Below are 661 nucleotides of genomic sequence, written 5' to 3'. Positions count from 1 at the left end.
CTCGGCGGCGTCCTCGAACAGCACGGCGTGGGCGTTCTGCGCCTCCAGTGCGGCGGCGGAGAACCGGGTGGACAGATCGGAGATCTGGGCGTTCAGCTGCTTGAGCCGTTCCTTGTCCGTCCCGGACAGGGTGGCTCCGGCCAGCCGGAAGCGGGTCAGGGTTTCGGTGGCCAGACGCCGGTCCTCACCCTCCAGCTGTTGCACATCCAGCTGGTTCAGCCGTTCGTAGAGGGGGCCGTTGAGCTGGATCTCGTCCTCTTGGCGGGTGTAGAGCCCGGTGATTTCCTGCTGGACGGCACGGATCTCCTCGGTGCCGTGGGCCGAGAGCACGCTGAAGTAGGTCATCAGGCCCGGCGCAGGATCTGCCCGCTGCGCTCCAGGGCCAGGAAGGTGTTCTCGAAGGTCGCCGAGTCCGCGTTGGACAGGATCACCTCGATCTCCTCGATCTGGACGGTCGCGCCGATCCTGGCCGCCTCCAGGTAGTCGTCGGCGCCCAGTGCGGAAAAGTCAGGCCACTGGTAGGGCAGTTCGCTGCGTTGCAAGAGGGGGTTCACCATAATCAAAGGTTGTCATATTCACCGCCCATTCGCGGGCATTTACGCGAAGCGGTCCAAGGCGTCCTGGCCGATTGCGTACGCTAAGAGGCATGAAGCTTCGAGCC

The 661-nt window shown here is 64.6% G+C and carries 1 protein-coding gene and 1 pseudogene; both read right to left on the bottom strand.

Going from position 1 to position 661, the window contains the following annotated elements; all coding sequences use genetic code 11:
- Positions 1 to 345: pseudogene (locus JCM19049_RS16775) on the bottom strand (M3 family peptidase); the annotation flags it as partial.
- On the bottom strand, positions 345 to 542 hold the full coding sequence (locus tag JCM19049_RS16770) for a hypothetical protein (RefSeq protein WP_279403482.1): 198 nt from the start codon (positions 540 to 542) through the stop codon (positions 345 to 347). The gene JCM19049_RS16770 and the pseudogene JCM19049_RS16775, both read right to left, overlap by 1 nt.
- Positions 543 to 661 lie beyond the last annotated feature (119 nt).

Source organism: Arthrobacter sp. JCM 19049, assembly GCF_001310435.1.
Note: the sequence above shows the minus strand (reverse complement) of the source record. Positions and strands in the feature narration are given on the sequence as shown.